Raw genomic sequence first — 18,754 nt, 5'->3', positions numbered from 1 at the left:
CTAAACCTCCATCTAAATTCTACTTGTCAGTACCCATTACATAGTCCATAAGCTCACATAGTTTTTGTTTGTATATCGAATCTTCCAGCTCATAGATAGATTGTCTTGCTTTATTTGCAAATTCTTCTGCTACTGCTAAGGTAACATTATTTAAAGCATTTGGATCATCGTCCATATAGTCATCCTTTATTTGATAAGCCATCCCAAAATTTAGGCCGAAGCTTTCTAAACTCTCTACTTCATTTTCATTAGCTCCTGCTAAGATTGCTCCTAATTTACAACACATACTAGTGAATAGTGCAGTTTTTCCTTTTATAATATTAAAGTATCTTTCACGGTCTAAATTACCATTTGCCTGCTCGATTTCTGCAACACACATCTTGAAGCTGAGTTTTGAAACTGACATTGCAAATTCCTTTGGTAATAAAGTTGAAACAATTGAATATGCCAAAGCATATAATGCATCTCCAGCTAATACGGCTGTTTTGTTGCCAAACACATTGTTTAATGTCTTTTGCCCACGACGTATCAAATCTTTATCTATAATGTCATCATGAACCAAGCTAGCACTGTGTACAAGTTCTAAAGCCAGTGCTAATTGTATTAACTGATCTTTTTTAATATTACTTTGATGATTTCTAACAGCTTCTGCTGATAAAAAGACTAAAGCCGGGCGAAGGTATTTCCCTGACTTTTTGAAAAAGTACCCAAATAGCTCATTAATTGAAGGATTGTCAATATCACTAAATAAATTGTTTAGTTCATCTTCCATCTTAATAATTTCTGGGTATATTGGTTTATAAATGTCCTTGAGCTTCAATCTAGTACCCCCAAACTTTCATTTTACTTTTGGAATTATTTATTGATTCATCAGTTAAAATTCTATCGATTATGATCTTTTCAGGCAATACGTTTTGACTATTGTCACAAAACAGATTTTTATAGTAGCCTCAGTATGCTATTTAAGAAAGAGCAAGTCCGTATTTTATCAATTTAAAAGTTTATTAATCATTTTGGAATTGCATAAAAAAAACTGCTACGTTCTTGTTTTTCACAAGATTGCAGCAGTCAATCTATTTTTAATAAAACTATTTATGACAGACAGTATCTTTATTAATACCACTTTCTTCTGTATCACCTAATTCAAACATATCTTCAATAGTTTCAACAGCATCCATTACTAGTTTAGGACATAATGTGTCAAATAGTCCTTTTTCTTTGATAATTTCTTTTTGACCCTCAATAGATAAATCATGACCTAATAATTCCTTGCAAATGATCGTATCATATTTTTCCTTAAATCTGTTAATGAACTCCTTAGTAAGGGAATATGCCTTATCTTTTGTATCTACATCTCCCTCTACATGATGCCCTTCCTTAAGACCTAATGCCATTAGCGCTCCAGATACAGCTCCACATACTTCTCCGTTACGACATCCTCCTCCAAATGCCGTTGATATCTTTAACGCTGTTTCTTTATCTAAACCAAACTCCTCACAAAATACACCTACAACCGCCTGGCTACAATTGTATCCGCTTTTAAAAATCCTCATCGCTTCTTCTCTTCTAGCCATTATAGCAACCTCCTTTTCCTCTATGAAAAAGCTCTTTTCATTAATCCTAACACTTTTTACTAGAATTTTCAAAACAAATCAAAGAATTTATATATTCTCTATTTATTTAAATCTATTGTCAAAGTGAAATTTACGTATTATAATGAATATCGTTGTATAAATATTCATCACAAAGGAGAAGACATCATGGAAAAACCAATTAAACTAAACTGTTCGTCAAGCAATTTACTAAAGTTTCTAGTACCATCCTTAATGGGAGTTTTACTTTTTATGACTCCAATCTTATACAGTGGAGAAGTTACTATTCCCATTGCAATACTTTCTAAGTTTGTATTGAATAATTTTAAGGTAGCTTTACCTGGAGTTATGACCTGTATTATATTTATTACCTTTTTAGGTACTGTAGTAACAAAAGTCTTTAAGCCTAAGGGAATCCTACAAAATAAATTTTTAAATACTTTATTTAACGTTTCTCCCTTATGGTTTATTTCTAGAGTTCTTGGAGCATTATTTGCTATTTCAACATTCTTCAAAATAGGTCCAGATTGGATATGGTCTGAAAATACGGGTGGCCTTTTACTAAATGATCTATTACCTATATTATTTTCTGTGTTTCTTTTTGCAGGTATGTTCATACCCCTTTTATTAGATTTTGGGCTTTTGGAGTTCTTTGGAGCGTTACTAACAAGAATAATGCGACCTATTTTTACTTTGCCCGGTCGTTCTTCAATAGACTGTATAGCATCATGGCTTGGTGATGGAACCATTGGAGTGCTTCTTACAAGTAAGCAATATGAAGAGGGATACTACACCCAAAGAGAAGCGGCAGTTATCGGCACTACTTTCTCAGCCGTATCAATAACCTTCAGTCTTGTGGTTATCTCTGAAGTTGGTCTTGGACACTTATTTGTTCCATTTTATTTGACTATTCTTGTATCAGGGATAGCTGCAGCAATAATAACTCCGCGTATTCCTCCACTATCAAGAAAGCCTGATAAATATTATAATAACATCAAGAAAGAAGATTCTGAGATAATTCCAGAAAACTATTCTCCTTTCAAATGGGGATTAGAAAGTGCTGTAGACAAGGCCAGCAAGAGCAGTGGTCTAACGGATTTTATAAAACAAGGTGTTCAAAACATTCTTGACATGTGGCTGGGAGTTGCACCTGTAGTTATGGCTATGGGAACATTGGCGTTAATCTTGGCTGAATATACTCCTGTATTTAAGTGGCTCGGATTGCCTTTTATACCTCTATTAAAATTATTACAGGTTCCAGAAGCAAAGGAAGCCTCTCAAACACTTATAGTTGGTTTTTCAGATATGTTCCTACCTTCAATTATAGGAGCTTCGATCAAAAGTGAATTGACTCGATTCGTAATCGCATGTGTCTCAGTAACTCAACTTATTTACATGTCCGAGGTAGGCGGATTGCTACTAGGCTCGAAAATACCTGTTTCTTTGAAGGATTTAATTATAGTATTTATAGAGCGTACTCTTATTACTCTACCAATAATTGTGTTGATGGCTCATATAATATTTTAGAAGTATTAAAGCCCAGCAAACTTGTTTGCTGGGTTTTCTGATTTTTTATCTCGAATCTATTTCCTTTTCTATTTCCAATAGCATTGCTTCTATTTTATTCCAAGTTGATTTATCATATATTACTATCACTCTATTAACGCCTAACAAATTAGGCTTGCCGTATCCACCTTGTACTTCGTTAAATAGATTAGCAAGTACAATTAACTTATCTTTTAGATGATCATTTTCTAGAGTGCTTTTTCTATTTTCTAACAGATTACACACATTAAATAATCTATTTACAAAATCGTATAGCTTCTTCTTATCAATGCTTTCTCTTGTAAATGTAGAGTCCCTTAGATTCAGCTCTAATAATAGCAGATTATTACGTACTTCAACGATCTTTTTATATATAGTGTTTGTGTCATTGATGTTGTTTATTTGGGCTAAATCCTTCATAGACACCCTTGTTAACCGTATCAGATTCCAAGTAACAGCATTGTGATTACTTTTTGTTAATTTATAATCTCTAAACATAATCACATTTGAAGTTAACAATAAAAATATTATGACAACAAACATACTCTGGCTTTTCAATTTTAAGTTCATATGTTTTCCTCCAGCACTTTAGAATTATGAAGATGAAAAGTGAAACTTCAAAAGCAACAACATAAATACTTTATAAATTAATATTGCTTTAGCTCCTCACACAATTGTCTAAACGCTTCATATGAAGTTCCAATATTTTCGACTTCAGCGCCATCTTTTATTATTGCTAATAATCTTTTAGAACAATCAGTAGGTTTTTTCTCAAATTTTTCTATATACTGAAGGGATCTCTTTCTACTTGGAAAATAAGTTTCATTCAGTGCAAATAATGCCATTAGAAAATGATCTATGGCTAAGTCCAATGCAAAATGATAAAAAAGAACGTCCTTTCTATATACTGCTCTTTCCAAATCCTCAACATCATCCAGTGCTTGTAGATTATATTCTATAATTTTTTCCTTCAGTGTTTCAGGATAGGATTCCAAAGTTCTTTTTAGCTGTTTAATAAAATCATCTGTTTCGTAAAGTACAGTTAGATTTTTAAACATTCCCAGTCTGCCAATAGGGTAGTAATAATTATCTACCTTGCCCAAATGCTCACCATCCAATATTTCTTGTGCATCCTTCTCTGCATCCTCTTTATTAAAATACATCATCCATGTGTCAATACCTTCAATAGTACAGTAATCGGATAGTCCCCATTTATCATTGCAAAAGACACTGCTCTTTACATTATTAATACTATCCCCTAATTTTTTAATACTATTATGTCTCTCCTGCTCACTTGGAATTTCATCACAGTAAATAAAAATGTCAAAATCACCTTTTCCAGGTTCGGGAAAAGGTCTTAATTCTCCACTAATCCCAATAACTTTCACTGAATCCATATGTGATATTTGTTCTATAAGTTGATTAAATGTTTCTTGTATCCTCTTTTCCATCATTATCACTCCAAATTATATATTGACAGATAGTAAGACTATCCAATTACACTATCATCTAAATTTTTATTCAAACCTATTCTCCTCTATTATATTTCATAGATACTTATAGCATATTTTGAATTTTATACCATTTTATATTCTATTTCAACACTCTAAAATCTAAATTAGCTCGACCCTAACATTAGACATAAAAATACCGTGCAGAGCACGGCATTAATATTTTAAAGCTTCATTGTATATAATTCATTATATCTTAAACTTTGCTACTTCCTCTTTTAGTTTATCAGCACTTTCCTTTGATCTCAAAACTTGTTCCATAACGTCACTGGATTTATGAGTTGCATCAGTAACCCTACTTGCAATATCCGTTGTTCCGCTTGCACCTTCTGTAGCAGCAGAAGCAACTCCCTCAATTGTTGTTAGAACATTTTCGATAGATGCCAAAAGTTCTTCTGACGTAGCACTGAATTCAGTTACTAATTCATCAACAAATCTTGCATCATTATTGTATTTTTCAGCCACATCTAACATAACCTCATAATCCTTGTTTACGTCTGTAGCAACAAATGTTAGCAGACTATTAGAACTACTAGAAAGATTCTCTACCGATCCTGTAACCTTGGCAGTCACGTCTTGAATTTTGAGAACGGTGTCCTTTGACTGCTCAGCAAGTTTTCTTATTTCATCGGCAACCACCGAGAAACCTTTCCCAGCTTCTCCAGCCCTTGCGGCCTCTATAGCAGCATTTAATGCAAGCAAGTTAGTTTGTTCTGTTATCTGCATAATCGATTCCGATAAAATATTAATTTGATCCACTACCTTCGAATCCTCTATGGCCTGCTCCAATTGATCCTTTGTATTATTAAATATTTCAGCTGCTTTTCTTTGGGCCTCATTTACATTTTCTCTAGTACTTTCTGCCCTCTTACTTATCTCACCGGCGGCTATTGCACCTTCTTGAGATCTCTCTGCTATAGACTGAACGGCTCTTTCAATTTCTTGAGATGTAGCTGACATTTCCTCCGATGAAGCAGCCGTTTCCTCCATACTTGCAGCTAATTCTTCTGTTGTGGCAGATATATCTTCTAAGCTGCTATTTAAGAGATTAACGTCATTTATAACATGTTCTACTTCATTTTCAATAGTCGTTGATTCATTCTTAATACTATTAACAAGACCCCTTAATGAGTTTTTCATGTCATTAATACCGTTAGTAATTGTTCCTATCTCATCTTTTCTTGATAAGTACTTATTGTCAATCTCCTCAGAAAAATCTCCTTTGGCTATAACTGCTAGATTCTGAGAAGCTTTGATTATAGGTGTAGTAATTCGTTTGGTACTAATGGTAACTACTGCTCCTGTTATAATTAACATAATTAATGAAACAATAGCAACCAAAGAAATTACCTTTCTAGCTCCTGCTGTTAATTCTTTCTCTGACATAAGTGATGCTAAAACCCAATCTGTACCTTCAACTTTGCTTGGATTAACAATGTATTTTACTCCATTAATAGATACATCAAAAGTCTTCAATTCTTCTGATAATAGTCCTTCCAATCCTTCTACTTCAATCTCTTCTATCTTCTTAAAATTATTCTCGTGATTGCTACCATCGGCCATAATAATACCTGTATTATGTACGATCATTGAAAAACCTGTATCACCTGTTTTCATCTCACTAAGCATCTCACTAATAACCGATTGCTGGACATCAATCCCTATTACACCTAAAACCTTTCCACTCTTATTAGTGAATGAACGTATATTACTCGTAATCAAGCTGTTACTCATTGCATCAGCATATGGCGATGTTCTTGCAATACTTCCCTTCGCATCCAATCCGACTCCATACCATGGTCTTGCAGTAGGATCATACTTTTCATTTATGCTAGTCTCAGGCCACTGTATGTAACCGCCCTCCTTGGTCCCTAAGTATACATATTGTGTACCTTTATGGGTATCAGCATAATGTTTAAATACTTCATAAATATCCTGTTCAATACCACCATTTCGAGATGGAGTCATTTTAGTTTCTTTCGTATTAGTTTTGTATGTAGTAATGCTATCGTCTATTCCAATTACTAGTGGGTGCTTTGCCATCATATTGATATCTTTATCTACTTGATCATATAAAATGTTAATAGAACTTGACACTATTTTCATCTGCTCATTAGAATTATTAAAATAATCATTCCTGGCTTGCATATATACTTGATAACTCACTATTCCCCCGACAGCTATTAACGCAATTAAAATAGAAATTACCGTTACAGCTAAAAACTTTCCTTGAATACTCCTTGATCCCCTTAGCATCATGAAAACCTCCCCTAATTTTTTAATTGTTTCCGGAATAAATTAATGAAATAGTACTTTTTAATGATTACCCAAAGCTGACTTTCTTGAAACACGTAAATGAAATTATATTCATTAATAATTTTAACAAATCCATAATTACCTACGTATTGCAAGAATTTTGAAAAAGTTTTTTCTATTACTTCTAATTTACCACATTTTTTGACCTTTTTCTACATTTTTCGTTATAATTTTACATGTATTTTACAAGTATCAAACTTGCGATTCTCCTCCGATAAATTAACATAATAAAAAGGATATAAAGACTCTCTATCATCTTTCCAGAGTCATTATACCCTTAAATATCATATTTCCAGCTGATTTAATTAGTTTTTAATACATCAAGCTCCCCATCTATAAATAAGGTTACACAATCAATAATATTAATTAAAACATGTCCTGTATTTTCTAAAACCATAGTTTTAGATTTAGGAAGTAATTTTTCTATTCTACTAGCTATTTTTCTTGAAGCTAATAATGCATCATTTTCTCCTCCAATATACAAAGTAGGCATTATTAGCTTATCTAACTCTTCATCAGTAAATACAGGCAACGATCCCATGCGCGGCTTGTAGTGTTTCATAATAAGATTACCAAACTCTAGAGCTTGCTTAGGTATAACCTCTTGCCCATATACAATCCTATTTAACTTATCTATACCCTTTTTTCCTAATAACATCAAGGGTACTACTCTAATCAAGAAGGAAACTTTAGCAGGAGTTATACCTGATGTAGCCAATAAAACAAGTTTTTCAACTTTTTCAGGCTTATAGGTAGCATACTTTAATGCCATCCATCCTCCAAGTGAGTTTCCAATAAGTATAGCCTTTTCAATATTTAATCCATCTAAAATTTCATCTAACCACTTTCCATAATGATCACCCTTCATATCAGGTCTATTTTCATCACTTTTTCCTGGCTCACCTATTATATCTATGGCGTAAACTCTGTGATTCTCACTAAGTCTTTTGATATCACCCATCCACATAACCGAGTTTGTTGAAGACCCATGTAGCAATATGATTGGCTTATTTTCTTTTTTCCCACTAGCAATGATAAATGTATTTCCCAAACTAGTGTTAAGGTTAATAAATTCATTAATTACTGGCCATTCTTTGATAATATTCTCATAATGATTTATAATCAATGATTTTCCTTCACTTGACTTATAAATCGAATTATTTTTCATTTCTTCCCTCCCCCCTTCTTACCCATTTTCATCTACTAACACAGAGATACAACTTAAGAATGTCTCCGTAAAATGTATTGTTCCCCATAACATAACTCTTAATTTCTGAGACTTCTCTATATATTGAATATTAACTGTTGATTTTCCATATTTGGGATCTTTAGAGTTCATAACTGCTATAAGTGTGTTTGATATTCTTTCTACTTCATCTTTGTTTTCAACAAGAATATCTACTACTGTAGAAACTGAAACTTTATCATTGGTTTTATTTGGTTTAACCTCTAGCTCAGAAGTACTATAGGTTATTTCGTTGAGGTTTTCTAAAGGCACATTTTCATTAACTTCCACAAACAAGCTTAAATCGTGTCCTGTAATCCTCCATTGCTTACCCATCTTTGTGGCTCTTAGTTTTCCTTCTCTTATATACTTTCTAACCGTTTTCGGGTGTATATTTAACATTTCAGACACTTGATCCACTGTATAAAGTTTATTTTCCATAATTTCATCTCCTCTTATCACTATAGTACCACACCAAAGGTAATTTTACAACCGTTTATGTAGTTTTATATACTTTTAAGGAGCTTTGAAGTCTTTTGAAGAATAAGAATAAGTTTAGATATTACCACATTTTATTCTTGCACTTTTGATATCCTAATAAATAAAATTGAAAAATAGCAGAATCAAAAACTCTCTATCTTTCTAGAGTCTTTGAATCCTGCTATTCTTAACTCGTCCTCTTTTACCTCAAGAACTAATGCATATCAATCTATTTCACTATCCTTGAGTACTGCCCCTTCGTAATGAAATAGAATATACTATATATAATAGCGTATATCCCGTACATCACACCTGAATACATGAGTACTTTAAGGTAAGTGTTTGGAGCTGATATCATATTTGAGAAAACCATGGTATCAGCTGATTTCATGGCAAAAATACTGTGGGCTATTCCAACCAACAATGGTATCAAGAATACTGGAATTAAACGCTTTTTTATTACTCTTTTTTCTACTGCTTCATCTACACCGATTTTTCTTAAGATTCTATATTGATGCCTTTCCTCTTCTGCCGCCATTATCTGCTTAAAATACAACAGGCTTGCAGTCATAAGTATAAAGACGGCTCCCATAAAGAAGCCGATAAAACATATCAATCCGAAGGTCTGCAATGACTCATCATAAAGGGTATATGCTGTCCTAAAGCTACCTGTTTTCCCGGACAAAATTTCAGTTAAGTCACGGTTTAGCTCTGGCGAACTCAAGGGCTTTTCATATATGAACACAGTCACCTTATCATAGGGTATTCCATCACTACCTTTATCAGTTATCTGACCACTCTTTAAAAGTTCTGTGAAATCATCATCGCTTATTACAATCGTATGATATGCGCCAAAGGATAAAATACCTGACCTTGTTGTTGAGGTTATGGTCAGTACCTTCTCAGTATAAACAAGCTCTTTTCCCATTACTGCCTCTGCTATTCTATCTGCTAAAAATGGATAGACATAAATCGCTTCGCCAGATTTTAGCTTAACGGGCTTTTCATCACATCTAGTTATTGACATGAGCTTATTGTATAACGATTCAGGATATACTCTGAAGTAGTCATCCTTGCTTATTGTGAAAGGCGAATCCATAACCCCAGAAACCTCAACACTTGAAGGCGATGTATATCTTTGAGCAGTAAACTCGTGAATAACTTCGTTACCATGCTCCTTAAAGGCAGCCCTTACATCATCCAGGACTTCATCCTGGCCTCCATAAAAATACATATCGTATCCTAATTGCTCATAAGTATTATTTTCAATATTGCTGTATAGAGTATATCCTGTAGCAATAGCCGTTGTGGCAACTGCCGATAAAACAGCTATGGTGGCCATAACAGCTCCTATCGACTTTATCCTATGTGAAAAGGCTGATACTGATATTAAATTAACTCCTCTGTAATAGCTATTTTTATTTCCCTTTATTAAGCTTAATACCTTCGGTAGTCCACCCCAGAAAAATAGATATGTTCCACTTATAACTAAGAGAAGTATTGGAATTGCTGAACTTACAACTGTCATAGGATTTGGGCTTGAGGCTAAGTAGTATCCAGTTCCTATTAGTAAAAGCGATAGAATTAATACTATTATTGATCCCTTTGATCTGCCCTCTGATACCTTATGGGCTTTGAATAAATCTACCAATTCAAACTTATTAATAACCCTTAGTCCCGACAGTCCCATGATGCAAAATATAGACATAAAAATTCCAGCCGTTATATAGGCTGCTTTAGGAGATATAGTGAATTCTATGCTGCCAGTAAATGACGCTAAAGAGATATCTAGCAGGATCATTGCCACAAGCTTAGAAAAGAATATTCCTGCTCCGATTCCAACAATAAGGGCTGTTGCTCCTACAATCAAGGTTTCAAGGAATAAGAGTTTTCCAATCCTACCGTTTGACATCCCGAACAATGAGTAGGTGGAGATTTCCTTTTTTCTAGCTCTAATAAAGCTACTGTTAGAGCTTATTAAAAAAAACATCACAAATACCATTATGATAATACCGAAGCTTTTAAGCAATGCCTTATATCTATCATCATAGGAAAAAGCCATTAACACATACTCATTTTGCATGAGAGCAAAGAAGGTGTATGCAGTAAACACACTAAAGCTCAGTGAAAAGAAATACATTACATACTTTTTAAAGTTTCTTTTTATGTTTGATAGGGCTAATGTAGTCAGTCTCATCTCTACTCACCCCCAAGAACGCTCATTACATCAATGATGGAGTCAAAAAAGTCTTTCTTATTGTCTCCTGAATAAAGCTCGTTGTATATCTCTCCATCACGGATGAACATTATTTTTTCACAATAGCTGGCTGCAAAGACATCGTGGGTTACCATAAGTATCGTTGCTTTGTATTCATCATTAATATATGCCAATAGCTCAAGCAAATCCTTACCCGACTTTGAATCTAGATTGCCCGTTGGTTCATCGGCCAGTATAATCTTTGGATTCGTTATCAGCGCACGACATGCAGCGGCTCTTTGCTGTTCTCCGCCAGAAACTTCATAGGGGTATTTATCTATCACCTTAGTAATTCCCATATTATTAGCCAGTTCATTTAGCCTATCTTCCATAGCCTTAGGCTTATGGCCAGATAAAGCTAGGGGCAATATTATATTTTCCTTTAAAGTCATTGTTTCGAGTAAATTATAGTCCTGAAAAATGAAACCGATATTAGCCATTCTGTGCTTAGCCAGTTGCTTTTTGCTTAAGGCAGTAATATCCTTATCTCCCATAAAAAATCTACCTGTTGTAGGTTTATCAATGCTACCCAATATGTTAAGCAGGGTGGTTTTTCCAGAACCCGATGCTCCCATCACACCTATGAATTGTCCTTCCTCGACTTCAAAACTTATATTTCTTAGCGCCATATACTGCTTTGAGCTCTTCTTCTTTCCATACACTTTACTAATATTTTCTGTTTTTAATATTTTCATTGTGTATCACCTCCATATGATTTACCACTACATATGAGTAAATCATACACTATAGAGAATTTTATCAAAATCGAACTACCTTACATTTCAGGCTTTCAACCTTACATTTTCGTCACACTATGGATAGTATCATTCTCCATAAAGGTCAAGCTAAACTGGGCATACTCTCCATATTCTGATTCTACGGTTAATTTATGGCCAAGCATATTACTGAGTTTCTTTGAAAGATACATGCCGTATCCCGTTGACTTCATTCCACTTCTATCCTCAGATGAGGTGTAGCCTTTGTTAAATATTTGATTAATGTCCTTTGACAAAATTCCTTTACCACTGTTTCTTATTTGTATGCTTGTCTCATTCCCTTGCTTAATAGTTCTGATGGTAATGTGTCCATTAGATGGAGTGTGCTTTTCTCCATTGGAAAGAATCTGTGAGATAATATATCCACTCCACTTTTCGTCGGTCAATACCTTGTGATTATCACCTAAAATAGATATATTTATCTTCTTATAACTGAAAAAATTAGAGTAGCTCTTGAGGGCATCTCCAATTAGTTTCTTTGTATCCAACTTAGCAATCTTGTAATCATTATAGAATCTATTAGATTTAATATGGTAAAAGACTCTTTGGGTATATTGCTCTATAGCTGCTATTTCTGTATCCATTCTACGATAAAAATTTAGTCCTACGTCATCATCACTTTCTAAGATAAGTCTTAAGGCTGATATAGGTACCTTTATATCATGTATCCATTTTGTGATAAATTCCAGTTCCTCTGAAGATTTATTACGTATATCTCCCTTAAATCTTTCATATTCCTTCACTGTGTTATGAAGAATTTTTCCGTATTCTTTATCCATTGGATATGTGAATAGATCTAAGTCCTCATCAGAAAGAGGGTTATTAGCACAATAGCTTTTAAACTTCTTTATACGAGAACTATAAACCATAAAGTCAATTGATATAAAGATAATAAGCAATAATGATAATCCTACTGTAATATAGCTTGCATTGGATTTGGACATAGTAAACTTTCTATCTAACCTATATACAGTAGCAGCAAATATAATACTACAAGTGATAAAAATATATGTAAGCCATTTTTCCCTTAGATAATCTATAATCTTCATACCAGTTTATACCCTTCTCCCTTTATGGTCTCTATATAGTCGGAACACCCCAAACCCTTTAACTTTTTGCGCAGCCGATTTACATTTACCGTTAAGGTATTATCATCTACAAAGCTCTCATCATCCCATAGTGCCTTGATAAGACGTATACGAGTAGTAGTTTTGTTAGAATTTCTAATCAATAATGAAAGAATTTTACACTCATTATGGGTTAATCTTACTTCATCTTCTCCGCAAAAGACTTTGGTATCCTCTATGTTTAATATAATGTTCCTATGTTGAAGTACATTTAAAGTCTGATCACTATATGAATAGGCCCTTCGTAATATTGCCTGTACCTTCACTATAAGCATATCAAGTGAGAATGGCTTTTCTATGTAGTCATCTCCGCCTTGTGTTATTCCACGTATCTTATCTCCCTCCGTCTCCCTTGATGATATAAAGATAATAGGAACGTTAGCAATTTGTCTTATCTTTGCACACCAATAGAATCCATCATAGTATGGTAGATTTATATCCAATAGTACTAGGTGAGGCTCAAAGGACGTGTACTCACCAAGAACATTATTAAAATCTGAAGTAACTAAAGCATTATATCCCCATTTATTTAAATTATCCCTCATAATTGAGGATATTGTATTATCATCCTCAACAATTAGTATTTTGTACATCATATATCACTCCCCGATATTATTATATCAGACTATTTATGATCCAAAACAAACCTTACATTATTGTAAGGTAAATATAAGGAGTAATGAAGATATCTTTAGCTTTATAGACTTTATTGTATAAATTCTTATCTACTAACAGTTATATTATTTAGAAATGTGTACTTGACTGTTCATCTTATATTTGATTTAATATTTTGGTATAGGGATATTACATAAGAGAAAGGATGATCATCATGGATACACTAAGTCAATTCATAAAATACGTTAAATTAGACGAAGAAAAAAGGATTCTCATTTCTGTTCAGAACCAATTTGAATCCTATTTACAGGATACAAATACGAGATCAATGTTAAAGCAAAGCGTTCAAAGCATCTTAAAGGAAGACTTTGAATTAATGGAAGTTGGAAAAAATGTATGTAGAATTACAGTAAAAGAAGGTACAGAAGAGAAGAATTTAGAATTAGTAAAAACTGAGCTTGTAAAGGGACTTGAAGTTGCAATGACTTTTCTAAGCCAGATGGGAAATATGGGTAACCAATAAAATTTTTATGTTAAGTTATTCTATTAGAAAATCAAGACAATCCGCTATAACGGATTGTCTTAATTTTTAAGTCTCTCTATATCTATAAGATATAGTTCTTCAAAGTCATATTTTTCTCCCCCGATTCAATTACAATTTTGTACTAATATAACATTCTCCTATCACGTATTCTAAAGAATTTCTTAGCATTTTCCATAGTCTTTTCTGCTACTTCTTCATAGCTTATTTCTTTTAACTCCGCTATTCTTTCAGCTACATACTTTACATAAGATGGTTCATTTCTCTTTCCTCTTAACGGTTGGGGTGTGAGACTTGGAGCATCGGTTTCTATCATGATATTGTCTAATGGAACTGCTTTTACAACTTCATGTAATTTTCTTGCACCATTATAGGTTACTGGACCTGCTATTGAAAGATATGCACCTAATCTTACATATTTTCTAGCAAGAGATGCATTGCCTGAATAGCAATGTACTAGAACCCCTGTTTCAAAGGCATTCTCCTGTTTTAGAATATTAAAGACATCATCATTTGCCTCTCTATCATGTATAATCATAGGTAACTTTAAATCTTTAGCAAGTCTAATTTGCTCTATAAACCATTTTCTTTGGATATCTATAGGTGAATCGTCATGATAATAATCAAGACCTATCTCACCTATTGCTACGACCTTGGGTTTTCTAGCAAGTGCCTTTAATAGTTGAAGTGTCATTCCATCTAAATCCTTAGTATTGCATGGATGTACACCAACAGAGGCATAAAACATATCATATTTATTAGCTAATTCAGCGGCTTCAACAGAGTTTTCAAAACTGCTACCTGGTAGTAATGCATACGTTACGTCATTTTTCTCCATTCTTTGAATTACCTTATCTCTATCTCTATCAAACCGTCTACTTGTTAAATGGGTATGAGAATCGAAAAGCATATCTTTTCCCCCTTTTTTAATTTCTCATGGAATAGTTCAGTCAATAGTTATCACTTTTTTCATTATAACAAAAGAATCCTGACACATACCTGTCAGGGTTCTTGAATATTTTTCTACTGTTTTCGTGAATATATTTTAGGGTCTTTCATTTATAGATATGCAACCTTGAGATTCAAAATAAATTTTTGTGAAAATAACGAGCGCTTCTACATTTTTTCACAGAAATTTATTAAACCTTAAAGTTGCTTATCTCTAGCTTGTTTTGAATTTGATGTACAAATCCCCTAGACTATGAATACTATGTACCGAAAGGAGGGTGAGGAACAGCCTAACTAATAATTAAACATTCCTGAAAAAATAGATTACTTCCAAAAGGAGGATTGATAAAATGAGCAAAGAGTTTACAGCTAGTGGTTTTGCTTACAAGCTTAGGACTCAATTTAGTTTTACAGTTGATGATCCTACCCTTAGTTGCATTTTAAATAGTATTGCTAGTCAAGATATTAGTATTACTGCTTATTTACAGACAAAGCCCTTTGAAACAGATAATGACTATGATGCTAATCTAGTAAGACTAGTAGTAGGTAGCCCCGATGCTGAAACTAGTAGGGATCTTATGGGTGTAAGAAACGTACTTAACTCTCTTGGGGTGGAGTTTGAAGAAAAGTTTGTTATTCAAATACTTGTAGTTGTAGCTGGTACTCCGGGAATACTTAATGGTATATTTGGAGCCCTATGGTGTAAAGTAAAGGTTAATGCATTCTATGCAGGAGAGGAAACAAGACTTTTTATTGATGTATCAGATGTTTGTAAATCCTTATTAATCTTGTCCCAAGTGCCAACTGGTCAATGTCCACGACAATGCAGTCCAGATTGTGATTGTGGTTAGAAGTTATAGAACGAAACTGTCATTAACATTTGTATAATAAAGATTATTATAAGAAGGAGGGTTGATAAAATGAGTCAAGATTTTAGCCCCAGTGACCTTGCCTATAAGCTTAGAACCCAGTTTAGTTTTATTGTTGACGATCCTACCCTTAGTTGTATTTTAAACAGCATCGCAAGTCGAGATATTAGTATTACTGGATACTTACAAACAAAGCCTCTGGAAACCGATAATGATTATGATGATCCTACAAAATCTAATCTTGTAAGACTAACAGTTGGTAGTCCCGATGCTGAAACTAGTAGAGATCTCATGGGGGTAAGAGAAATTCTTAACTCCCTTGGTATTAAATTCGAGGAGAAATCTGTAATTCAAGTATTCCAGATTATACCTGGAATTCCTGGTATAATTAATGGTATATTTGGAGCTCTATGGTGCAAAGTAAAGGTTAATGCATTTTATATCGGAGAAGAAACAAGGTACTTTATTGATGTATCAGATGTTTGTAAAGCTCTACTAATACTGTCAACAGTGCCAGTTATACAATGCCCACGACAGTGCAGTCCAAATTGTGATCCTGATTAGAAGTGATAGTTACAGATATAGTATAGCCTAGCGGTATTAGATATTTATAAACAAGCAAAAACGCTACAAGTCCTTTTGACGGCTTGTAGCGTTTTTGTGGCGTTTAGAATATTTATTATCAAACAATTCTAAAAGCTTTCTACAACTTCTTTAACCCTTTTACTAGCACTTGCTTTAACTGCATCAGCTCCTGGCTCTGATTGAGCAGTTCCTTCGATTAGTATTGATTCAACAGACTCAATACCTATAAATCCTAAAACAGATTTTATATAGCTGTTTCCAAACTCAAAGTCCTTAGCTGGGCCTTCTGAATACACTCCGCCTGAAGCTTGAATATGGACTACCTTTTTATCTTTTAAAAGTCCAACCGGGCCATTTTCAGTATATTTAAAGGTTTTTCCTGCAATACAGATTGTATCAATATATGCCTTCATTTTTGGAGGAATTGAAAAGTTCCACATAGGTGTTACAAATACGTATTTATCAGCTTCAATAAATTGCTCAGTAAACTGATTTATTTCGCCTACTTTTATTCTTTCACTTTCCGTCAACTCATCGAAGCCTTTACCACTCTGAAGCTTACCCCACCCACTAAATACATCTGCATCAATATTTGGTACATTGATATCATATAGATTTATCTCGGTAACCTCATCATTTGGATTATTTTGCTTATATAGATTTAAAAACTCTCTACCAGCTGTTAGGCTAAAGGATTGCTCCTCAGTTTTTGGATTTGCAGTTATATATAATACTTTTTTCATTTCTTCATCATTCCTTTCTGATTTAAATAATCTTTTAAGTATGTTTACCATTATAAAACGCCCTCCTTTGCTAATCCTTCAATATTTTAAAATCATATCTTAATTATACTGATTTTATTACTAATTAGTACTATGTGTTTATAAAAAAAATTGTTCATTTTTGAAACTAACTAGTTTTATACTAATTAGTAATATTTTTTTAAAAAAATATCTATACACCACTTAATTTCTTCAATAATACAAAGAGAATCTCTTTTTCTTCATTTGATAGCACTCCGAAAATTTCTCTTAAATCATCAACATGTTTTGGGAATATTACATCCATTAATTCTTTCCCACTTTCAGTGATACTAATTAAGGTAGCTCTTCTATCTTTAGGATCACGATATCTTTTAATAAGTTTTTCTTTTTCTAAGTTGTCTATAACTACAGTCATGTTTCCGCCAGTAGACAGTGTTTTCTCTATTATCTCACTGATTCGAAGATCTCCTTTATGATACAACACTTCAAGTACTCCAAATTGCGAACTAGTTAAACCTCCTTCCTTTACAACCTTCAATCCCCTTCTATGAAGAGATTGAGTACTTCTCGACAAAGCAATTACTAACTTTAGATTTAAGTCATCAATTTTTCCATAGGATTTTTTTTCATTATTCATATAACAAATATACTACTAATTAGTACTATTGTCAAGAATCCTTTTTTCTAATTTTTCATTTTTCTATCACCAATTCATCTAATTGATATAGTTTATTATTTGACAATGTTTTTCATTGACTAATCCCGAGTACTGTAGTAGGATATAACTAAAGATAATTCATACTAATTTAGTAGTATATAAAACATATATCTAAGGAGTTGAAATTACTATGAAAGATTTGCTTTTACAAGTAAAGGGATTAGAAACGAAAATAGATGAGAAAGAAATCTTAAGGGGTCTGGACCTAGAAATTAGAAAGGGAGAAACCCACGTTATAATGGGTCCAAATGGTGCTGGTAAGTCTACCCTAGCTAATGCTTTAATGGGACACCCAAAACACTCCATTGTAAATGGTGAAATTGTTTTTGAAAATGAATCAATCAATGATTTAAGAGTAGACGAAAGAGCAAAGAAAGGTATTTTTCTTTCCTTTCAGTATCCTGAAGAAATTCCCGGAGTAACCGTTGAAAACTTTCTTCGCAGTGCAAAGTCAGCTATTACTGGACAAAACTATAGGTTCATGGAATTTAGAAAGCTTTTGAAGGATAAGATGAAAATGCTTGAAATGAAGGAAGAATATTTGTCTAGATACTTAAACGAAGGCTTCTCTGGTGGCGAAAAGAAAAAGAATGAAATACTACAAATGGCTGTTTTAGAGCCAAAGCTAGCTATTCTTGATGAAACCGATTCGGGCCTCGATATCGATGCTATCCGAACGGTTTCTAGTGGTGTAAAGACCTTTTCAAATGATGATAATGCCATATTAGTCATAACCCACTATAACAAGATATTAGATTACTTAAAACCGGATTTTGTCCATATATTAGTCGATGGAAAAATAATAAAGACTGGAGATATGAGTTTAGCTGAAGAAATTGAGAAAAATGGATATGAAAATTTAAGGAAAATCCTTTAATCAAAAGA

At 33.4% G+C, this 18,754-nt stretch carries 19 protein-coding genes; 5 read left to right on the top strand and 14 right to left on the bottom strand.

Annotated elements, in window-relative coordinates; all coding sequences use genetic code 11:
• Positions 1-19: 19 nt before the first annotated feature.
• Both R9X47_RS00535 and R9X47_RS00530 read right to left on the bottom strand, forming a co-directional pair.
• Positions 20-820 (bottom strand): polyprenyl synthetase family protein, encoded by an 801-nt coding sequence (locus R9X47_RS00535; RefSeq protein ID WP_432664712.1) that lies wholly within the window; start codon positions 818-820, stop codon positions 20-22.
• 268 nt (positions 821-1,088) lie between these two features.
• Entirely contained in the window at positions 1,089-1,574 is a 486-nt protein-coding gene (locus R9X47_RS00530) for a C-GCAxxG-C-C family protein (protein ID WP_432664711.1), read from the bottom strand.
• A gap of 186 nt (positions 1,575-1,760) precedes the next feature.
• Here R9X47_RS00530 and R9X47_RS00525 point away from each other — a divergent pair, with 186 nt between their 5' ends.
• On the top strand, positions 1,761-3,119 hold the full coding sequence (locus tag R9X47_RS00525) for a YjiH family protein (RefSeq protein WP_432664710.1): 1,359 nt from the start codon (positions 1,761-1,763) through the stop codon (positions 3,117-3,119).
• Between the two features lie 45 nt (positions 3,120-3,164).
• On the opposite strand, the gene R9X47_RS00520 is transcribed toward R9X47_RS00525, so the two are convergent.
• The 9 genes from R9X47_RS00520 to R9X47_RS00480 form a co-directional block, all read right to left on the bottom strand.
• Positions 3,165-3,707: a hypothetical protein gene (locus R9X47_RS00520; RefSeq protein WP_432664709.1), complete on the bottom strand. Its 543-nt coding sequence runs from the start codon at positions 3,705-3,707 to the stop codon at positions 3,165-3,167.
• Between the two features lie 77 nt (positions 3,708-3,784).
• On the bottom strand, positions 3,785-4,591 hold the full coding sequence (locus R9X47_RS00515; protein ID WP_432664708.1) for a DUF4037 domain-containing protein: 807 nt from the start codon (positions 4,589-4,591) through the stop codon (positions 3,785-3,787).
• 246 nt (positions 4,592-4,837) lie between these two features.
• Positions 4,838-6,904 carry a methyl-accepting chemotaxis protein gene (locus tag R9X47_RS00510; protein ID WP_432667565.1) on the bottom strand — a complete coding sequence of 689 codons (2,067 nt, stop codon included), beginning with the start codon at positions 6,902-6,904 and terminating at the stop codon, positions 4,838-4,840.
• Between the two features lie 361 nt (positions 6,905-7,265).
• Positions 7,266-8,132, bottom strand: a complete 867-nt coding sequence (locus R9X47_RS00505) for an alpha/beta fold hydrolase (RefSeq protein ID WP_432664707.1) — start codon at positions 8,130-8,132, stop codon at positions 7,266-7,268.
• An 18-nt stretch (positions 8,133-8,150) separates the two neighbouring features.
• On the bottom strand, positions 8,151-8,630 hold the full coding sequence (locus tag R9X47_RS00500; protein ID WP_432664706.1) for a helix-turn-helix domain-containing protein: 480 nt from the start codon (positions 8,628-8,630) through the stop codon (positions 8,151-8,153).
• 268 nt (positions 8,631-8,898) lie between these two features.
• Positions 8,899-10,866 (bottom strand): ABC transporter permease, encoded by a 1,968-nt coding sequence (locus R9X47_RS00495; protein ID WP_432664705.1) that lies wholly within the window; start codon positions 10,864-10,866, stop codon positions 8,899-8,901.
• Positions 10,867-10,868: 2 nt separating this feature from the next.
• Positions 10,869-11,621, bottom strand: a complete 753-nt coding sequence (locus R9X47_RS00490; protein ID WP_432664704.1) for an ABC transporter ATP-binding protein — start codon at positions 11,619-11,621, stop codon at positions 10,869-10,871.
• A gap of 101 nt (positions 11,622-11,722) precedes the next feature.
• Entirely contained in the window at positions 11,723-12,751 is a 1,029-nt protein-coding gene (locus tag R9X47_RS00485; protein ID WP_432664703.1) for an ATP-binding protein, read from the bottom strand.
• Entirely contained in the window at positions 12,748-13,425 is a 678-nt protein-coding gene (locus tag R9X47_RS00480; protein WP_432664701.1) for a response regulator transcription factor, read from the bottom strand. Before R9X47_RS00480 ends, R9X47_RS00485 begins: the two co-directional genes overlap by 4 nt.
• Positions 13,426-13,658: 233 nt before the next feature.
• On the opposite strand from R9X47_RS00480, the gene R9X47_RS00475 reads away from it, so the two are divergent.
• Positions 13,659-13,967 (top strand): hypothetical protein, encoded by a 309-nt coding sequence (locus R9X47_RS00475; RefSeq protein WP_432664700.1) that lies wholly within the window; start codon positions 13,659-13,661, stop codon positions 13,965-13,967.
• A gap of 142 nt (positions 13,968-14,109) precedes the next feature.
• Here R9X47_RS00475 and R9X47_RS00470 read toward each other — a convergent pair whose 3' ends face one another.
• On the bottom strand, positions 14,110-14,895 hold the full coding sequence (locus tag R9X47_RS00470) for a TatD family hydrolase (RefSeq protein ID WP_432664699.1): 786 nt from the start codon (positions 14,893-14,895) through the stop codon (positions 14,110-14,112).
• 388 nt (positions 14,896-15,283) lie between these two features.
• Here R9X47_RS00470 and R9X47_RS00465 point away from each other — a divergent pair, with 388 nt between their 5' ends.
• Both R9X47_RS00465 and R9X47_RS00460 read left to right on the top strand, forming a co-directional pair.
• A complete protein-coding gene (locus tag R9X47_RS00465) occupies positions 15,284-15,784 on the top strand; it encodes a hypothetical protein (protein WP_432664697.1) in 501 nt (166 codons plus the stop codon).
• Positions 15,785-15,853: 69 nt separating this feature from the next.
• On the top strand, positions 15,854-16,366 hold the full coding sequence (locus R9X47_RS00460; RefSeq protein WP_432664696.1) for a hypothetical protein: 513 nt from the start codon (positions 15,854-15,856) through the stop codon (positions 16,364-16,366).
• A gap of 128 nt (positions 16,367-16,494) precedes the next feature.
• Here the strand turns inward: R9X47_RS00460 and R9X47_RS00455 are convergent, their stop codons facing one another.
• A complete protein-coding gene (locus tag R9X47_RS00455) occupies positions 16,495-17,181 on the bottom strand; it encodes an FMN-dependent NADH-azoreductase (RefSeq protein ID WP_432664695.1) in 687 nt (228 codons plus the stop codon).
• Positions 17,182-17,341: 160 nt separating this feature from the next.
• The gene (locus R9X47_RS00450; protein ID WP_432664694.1) at positions 17,342-17,788 is read right to left on the bottom strand and encodes a MarR family winged helix-turn-helix transcriptional regulator; all 447 of its coding nucleotides are present in this window, start codon (positions 17,786-17,788) and stop codon (positions 17,342-17,344) included.
• A gap of 211 nt (positions 17,789-17,999) precedes the next feature.
• Between R9X47_RS00450 and sufC the strand changes: the two genes are divergently transcribed.
• Entirely contained in the window at positions 18,000-18,746 is a 747-nt protein-coding gene (gene sufC / locus R9X47_RS00445; RefSeq protein WP_432664693.1) for a Fe-S cluster assembly ATPase SufC, read from the top strand.
• The last annotated feature ends 8 nt before the right edge of the window (positions 18,747-18,754 follow it).

Source organism: Wukongibacter baidiensis, from assembly GCF_050888315.1.
GTDB classification, from domain to species: Bacteria; Bacillota; Clostridia; order Peptostreptococcales; family Caminicellaceae; genus Wukongibacter; species Wukongibacter baidiensis.
Note: the sequence above shows the minus strand (reverse complement) of the source record. Positions and strands in the feature narration are given on the sequence as shown.